Source organism: Celeribacter sp., from assembly GCF_048259695.1.
Classification (GTDB): domain Bacteria; phylum Pseudomonadota; class Alphaproteobacteria; order Rhodobacterales; family Rhodobacteraceae; genus Celeribacter.
In genome coordinates this window covers 1-6,580 of record NZ_JBLXHL010000043.1, presented here as the reverse complement: position 1 = coordinate 6,580, position 6,580 = coordinate 1, and the positions used below count along the sequence as shown (strand labels likewise).

5 protein-coding genes are annotated in these 6,580 nt (G+C 65.0%); all 5 read right to left on the bottom strand.

Going from position 1 to position 6,580, the window contains the following annotated elements:
- Nucleotides 1–62: 62 nt before the first annotated feature.
- Nucleotides 63–794, bottom strand: coding sequence for an META domain-containing protein (locus tag ACN0Q0_RS17275; protein WP_417244446.1), 732 nt, complete (start codon nucleotides 792–794; stop codon nucleotides 63–65).
- Between the two features lie 11 nt (nucleotides 795–805).
- The gene (locus ACN0Q0_RS17270) at nucleotides 806–1,771 is read right to left on the bottom strand and encodes a L,D-transpeptidase (protein WP_343502247.1); all 966 of its coding nucleotides are present in this window, start codon (nucleotides 1,769–1,771) and stop codon (nucleotides 806–808) included.
- Nucleotides 1,772–1,808: 37 nt separating this feature from the next.
- Nucleotides 1,809–2,153 (bottom strand): hypothetical protein, encoded by a 345-nt coding sequence (locus ACN0Q0_RS17265; protein WP_417244445.1) that lies wholly within the window; start codon nucleotides 2,151–2,153, stop codon nucleotides 1,809–1,811.
- Nucleotides 2,154–2,166: 13 nt separating this feature from the next.
- Nucleotides 2,167–3,039 (bottom strand): SH3 domain-containing protein, encoded by an 873-nt coding sequence (locus tag ACN0Q0_RS17260; protein WP_343502245.1) that lies wholly within the window; start codon nucleotides 3,037–3,039, stop codon nucleotides 2,167–2,169.
- A 103-nt stretch (nucleotides 3,040–3,142) separates the two neighbouring features.
- Nucleotides 3,143–6,580: VCBS domain-containing protein (locus ACN0Q0_RS17255; protein WP_417244444.1), on the bottom strand; the 3,438-nt coding region annotated here is incomplete at its 5' end.

Sequence of the window (6,580 nt, the reverse complement as noted above, 5' to 3'; positions counted from 1 at the left end):
CCGTGGGATAGGCCAAGTTCCGTGCGGTCGTAGGTGAGCAACAGGTGGCGGTCGTCCGGCAGCTACACCAGCTTTGTGCCACCGCCTCTGCCCTCCCGCGAGCCGCCGAGGCCGCAGCGTTCAACCGCACCGCCCGAGATCTGGCAGTCAAGCCGCCCGATCTCGTCGAAAAGCTCGGCGGCGGCCCGACGCATCGCCGTCGCTGCGGCGAGATACTCCGCAGCGGCCCATCCGTCCGTGCCCCTATTATCGATGAAGCGGACCCGGCACCAGGTGCGATCAGGTCGCTCCTCGCAGCCATCGTTCTTCATGACGCGGCCCAGCGAGGCACGGGCGCGCACGCCACTGGCCGTGCTCGGCTCGGATCGAATGTTGAGCGTGGCATCGACGCCGCTGACGATCACATAAGCCGCCTCGCGAATGTCGGGCGCGCGCTCCTGCGGGATCAGCAACGCGGTAACGCCAGCGCCGGTCAGCCGAAGCCCGTCGCCCTCGGACTCCACGCGCGCGCCGCTTCCCAGAAGGTCGCGCAGACGCGCTTCCTGCTGTGACAGCGACGCCGGGCAAGCCACGCGCGTGGTCGCTAATGGCAAGGTCAGCGTCAATCTGCCGTCCTCGATCTGTCCGTGGCCCGAGAGACGGTTGCAGCCCGTGTGACCCGAAAGCGCCCCGTCCTCCTCGAGGGTCAGCACAGGGGCGCCTTCGGTCGGGGCGCCGTTGAGTGCGGTGATGTCCCAGCTTGCCGCGCTGGCCGGTGTCGCGATGAGCGCAAGCAGAGTGGCAAGTCTATGCATGGAGCCCCCCATCAGGACATGATCACGAAATCCCGGCCTGAACGCCGGTCAGGATGCAATGGCAAGTCGGTGAAGACAAAAATCATTCCGGGATGACTGCGTTCCGAGATTAGATTGGAGAACGCGTCATCCGAGCGCACCCGCGTCAGGTCGTGCTCTGCGCGCGCCGCATCATCGTAGGTCAGCGCCTGCCACCTCATGCCCCGTGTGCCATCATCTGGCCCGTTCAATACATAGACATGCGGCCCCAGCGGGCGGCCGTCCCAGATCAACGGGCCCTCCGCCACCTCGCGGTCGTTCTCTATCAGCAGGATACGTTCATCATGGGATGATGCGATCATCGAGGTGATCGGATGCGTTTCATCCAGATTCCAGTCAGAGGGATGTTTCCGCAGCTCAAGCGTTGACAGGATGCGCTCGAACTCGTCCTCGCTGTAGGCGCCGAGGATCAGCCCGGGATGCACGACGCTCTGAGGTGCGCTGCCGGATCGACCGATGATAACCGGTGTGCCGAGATGCGTCACCTCGAACAGCCGCGCGGAGAAATCAAGCGGCAGCCGGATGCATCCATGACTCGCCGGGTATCCGGGCAGATTGCCCGCGTGCAGCGCGATGCCGCCCCATGTCAGCCGGTTCATGTTCGGCATCGGCGCGTTGTTGTAGGTTGAGGAGTGGTGATCGCGGTCCTTTTGCAGCACAACGAAAACCCCGGTGGGCGTCTCGTGCCCCGGTTTGCCAGTGGAACAAGTCGACACGGCGATGCGGATCCCGCCCCGGTAGACATGCACCCGCTGTTCATCGATCGACACGACAACGGACACCGGACCGTATGGCGAGCGCTCCGGGTGCCATGTGAACTCGCCAGGGTGCAGCGCATTCACTTCCTTGAAGACATGCTGGCCGGCCAGAGGACCCGCCATCAGGGACAGACCGCCAAGGGCGGCGCCCTTGGCGAACATGCGTCGGTTCAGCATCATTGTTCGTCCTTCTTGTCGGATCAGGTGGGGGTCGTCATCAGGGAACCGGCGCCTCCCCCAAGCCTGCCACGTTGCCGGCGCTGTCAGATTGGCAGACCCACTGGGTCTGGCTGCCGCGCAGGCTCATCCACACGCCCAGCCCGGCCTCTGCGCGCAACACGTAATCGACCCGCGTCTCGTCAACCGGCTGGCCCGCCTCTGCCGCCAGGGCTGCGCGGCACGCGGCCTCCGCCACCCGCGTGGCCTCGGAGGATTGATCGTAGGCAGGTCGCTCGGCCGGGGCATCTTGCCAGTTGGAGTCAGGCGTGTCGGGACTGCAACCGAACAACCCCAGCACTGCGAGGCTCAGTAGTGCGTAAACTCTGCAGCGAAAGCTCATCATGCGCTCCATTCTCTCATTGCATCCGGGCGACCCAGAGATCCGAGGCGATCAGCTCCGCCTCCGAGCAGCTGGATCCCGCGTTGATCCGCTGTTTCGCCGGGTTGAACAGCACCGTGCAGCCCGACGACCAGCTTGCCTCGACCTCGCCCGTCGGGCGAACGTAGAGCGAAGGAGCCACGGGGCTGCTGCTGGGGATGCTCACGCCGGGCTGGCCCGACGCCGCCGGCCCGCCGCTCTCGCGCAGGTAGGCTCCCGAAACCCAACCATCCAGCGCCCCGTCAGGCGTCTGGACATGGCACCAGCGGGCATCGCCGCTGCCCCGGCAGCCGAGGTTGCGCAGGACCTGACCGTGGTTCGCGCGCCCGACAACCGCGCCATCAGCGGACGGGCCGGAGCGGATGTTCAGCCCGCTCGCGGTCACTTCCCAGAAGTCGGGGCCGCCGGCATTTCCGTCGGCAAAGTCAGGTTCCGGCGGGGTAATCGCGCCGCCGATATGAATCGACAGGGAATAGTCGGCGGTCTCCTCGCGGCGCGCCGCGTTGCGCATCAGGAAGACGCGGATGGTGTACTCCCCATTCGCTGGCAGAATGCCGTCAAAACGCGTGCCATCCGATGCTCCGACGAACAGCGCGCTGTCCGCACCGGGGGCCATGATGTTGAAATAGTTGCTGAGGTTCGACGTGTTTAGGTCGACGACCATGCGCTGACCTGCGCTGGCACCGAGCTTGTAGTCGATCCCCTCGTACCCAGTGATGCTGTCCCGAATGACGGTGCCGGACGTGCCCGCATCGAACTGCACCTGACGGGTCTCCATCGGCTGGCTCAGCGCCGGCGATGCCAGCATCGCTGCGAAGCACAGCGCCGCGAGCATAGGTCGAAAAGTCATAAGTGAGGTCTCCTCGATCGGACATTAGGAGCGGTCAACCTCCGCTCGGAACCGTGGTGGCTGCGCCCAGTCCAGCGCGACGGATAGGAAGGCAGGCGCTGTCTCATCCCTGATGGTCGTCCTGCGGCGGATCGGATGGATCGGTATCGATCACGTCCTCGGCAGATGAGGTTCCGGGGTCCGGCGTGGGAGTCTCATCAAAGGCTGATCCTGACCCCTCGTCGAGCGCGACCAGCCGGGCGCCATCCACCCCGTCTGGGGGGAAACCATCGCCTGCTGGAATGCCAAGAGCCTCTGCGTAGGGATCTGCGGTCGCATCGGGCAAGGGATCGGTCGGCGCGGCCTCCGGCGGAGCGGTGCCCACTATCGCGCTGAGGTATGGGTCAGCCGGTTGCGGCGAGACCACAGGAGCCTCCGGCGCATCCGGCTCCCCTGACAAGGAGGAAATATCAACCTGGCCCTCTGCTTCCGGAACCGTCACGTCGCCCCCGTATGACGCCGCGTGCGGCTCCGCATCATCTGCGTCCACAGACGGCGTTTCTTGCTCTGCAAGGTCGGGGATCTCCTCCGACGCTGTCGCAGTATCCGGCGCATCGTCGAAAATTGCTTCGGCACCCGGCGCCGGAGCAGGCGTGGTCGGGCCCGGATCCATCGCGACGGGTTCGTCCAGCGTGGTCACGACGACCGAGCCATCCGGCCCGGTGCTCTCGACCTGCAGCGACACCTGAAAATCGCTGTTGTCCCCCGGCGGCAGCTGCGCCGTCATGGCATCGGTCGCCCATCCCGCGAGGTCGATCTGCTGCGTCGGTCCGTTCACCGTGACGGAGGTCATCCCGTCGCTCACCACCGACCCGGCAAGAAAGCCCGACACCACGACGCCGGTGACGCGATCATCGGGATCGGTCGGGGCGCCCGGATCGATCTCAAGCTGCAACATCGCGCCCGGCGGCGGAACGGCAAGGCCCGTGTCGACTGCAATGGCACGGGTGCTGAGTCCGCCGAACTCGGACAGGCCGTGAACCCCCGCCGCGTCGATGATCTGCCCGCCGACGCTGCGCACATCTACCAGCAGCCCCTCGCCGACGTCCACCTGGGACGCCAACGGCCCCGCTGCGACTTGCCCGTCGTCCAGCTTGTGATCGGCCATGGCGAGATTGAAGATATCGCCCTCGTAATGTTCGTGCGGGTAGAAGACCGGGTTGTCGCTGTTCACGTGCTGCACCTTGCCGCCGACGACCAGGTAGAGATCATCGGGCATCGTCTCGCCCCGGTGATAGCCGCCCATCGTGGCGTGCAGCACTCCGTTGTCATAAAGGTTCAGATCGCCCGACTGGCTGTCCCATGTCAGCGTAATGCGGTGGCTGTCTCCGTCGCCGAGATTGATGCCGGTGATATGGTCATTCGCCCCGCCAACCCTGAGGTTGCCGGGGTTCCACAGCGTCAGGAAGTTGTTCTGGTTGTTCGGGATCGGATCGCTTGGGGAGCCCATGTTGAACACGACGGGGCCCTGATAGTTCTTGGTGTCGGGCACCGGGTCGGCGACAACCGTGAACTCGATGGTGAACTCGCGCACGGCAGAGCCTTGCACCTGATCGATCTCGATGCGGCCCAACTCGCTCGACGGGCCGGTGTTGATCACCTCCTGCTGCGCGGAAAGCACCAGCCGTGGTGCAGTGCCGTCGGTCACCTGTGTGACGTCGATCAGGGCAGGCACGGCCACCTGCTCTGAGCCGTCGCTGATCGTGACGTTTAACGGCACTGCGTCCTGCGCGAAATCCGGAGCCGGGGTGAAGGTGAAGGTGCCATTGCCATTATCCGTGACGACTCCATGTGCGGCATCGACACTCACGCCCGCGATGGACAATGGATCCCCGTCCGGATCGCTGGCGTTCGTGGCCTGCAACAACTCGGCGGCGGTGAAGGTGCGCGGCACGTCCTCTGCGGTGGCTCCCAGATCTCCAGGCGTGGCCACCGGCCCCATGTTGCTGCCCACGATCGTCACGGTCAGCGCGTGCGTCGTGCCGTCGACGCTGGTGATGGTGACGCTGTCGGTCAGGCTCTCGCCCAAGCCGAGCGCCTGGATAGCGTCCTGACCGTTCAGCGCACTGTAGGTCCAGCGGCCATCCGCAGCCAGCGCGAAGCTGCCATACGTTCCTGCAATATCGGTTTGCGGCACGAAGGCGGCCTCGCCGCTGTCCGGATCCGTGATGTCCAGGTTGCCATACGTGATCAGTGAGCCCTGGATCACGTCGAGGTCTTCGGTCACGCTACCTCTGTCGATGCCGGTGATGACCGGAACATCCCCCGTTCCCGAAATGGTCACGGCAAGATCATGCGTGGTGCCGTCAGTGCTGGTGACGGTAAGCCGGTCCTCGAGCGTTCGGCCGGGCACCAGCGCCTGCACCTCCGACAAGTGGTTATCAAGCTCGTAGCGCCACTGCCCCGTTTCCTCCATGAAGAACCGACCATAGCCGCCGGAGCCTGTGTCCCCGGACACCGGATTAAACGTCGCCTCCCCGGCATCCGGGTCGAGCACGGTCAACTGCCCGGCAGCGGTTGGCACCATGTCCTCTGTCACGGCGCCTTTATCCGCGCCCGCAATGACCGCAGGGTCACCGACAGGTTTCAGGTCCATGACGGCGGTCGCCGAGACCACAGCCCCATGGGTGTCGGCACCCTCGAAGGTGAAGGTCACCGGCCCGGCGTAATCCGCGTCGGGCTGGAAGGTCCAGGAGCCGTCGACATTGGGCGTCACTGTCCCATGATCCGCGGTCGGAGTGCCTAGGACATGCAGTCCATCACCTGCGTCTGGGTCCTGCATCATCGCCAGCAGCTGTGTCGCGGTTATGATCCGCAGACTGTCCTCATATCCTTCAGGCAATGTCACCGCCCTTGACACGACAGGCTGATCGTTCTGCCCAACGACTGTGATTTCGAGCGTTGCGGACGCCTGCGCGCCCTGATCGTCGGTCACGCTGACAGGGATCTTCAAGAGCAGATGATCGCCCTCACCAAGCGACTGGTAGGCCGAATCCGACGGATCAAAACGCCAGGCCCCATCCGGCAACAAGGCAAATCCGGCCGGCGCCGCGCCTTCGAGGCGGTAAGCGAGGGTCTTGCCGACGTCGATGTCCGATCCGGTCAAATGTCCGGTCACGACTGGCCCGTCTTCGTATGCCTCTAAGGGGTCGGCTGTCAGGAGGGGGCCATCATTGCTGCCCTGAATCGTCACAGTTAAGTCGTGCGTCGTCCCGTCGACGCTGCTGATCGTGACGCTGTCTGTCAGCCTATCGCCCACGCCGAGCGCCTGTATCGCGGCCTGACTGTTCAACGCACTGTAGGTCCAGCGGCCATCCGCAGCCAGCGCGAAGCTGCCATAGCTCCCGCGGATGTCCGTGTGCGGCACGAAGGTGGCCTCACCAGCGTCTGGATCCGTGATGTCCAACACGCCGAACGTGATCAGAGCGCCCTGGGTCACATCCAGGTCCTCGGTCACGCTGCCGCTGTCGGTACCGGTGATGAGGGCAGCATCGTTCTCCGG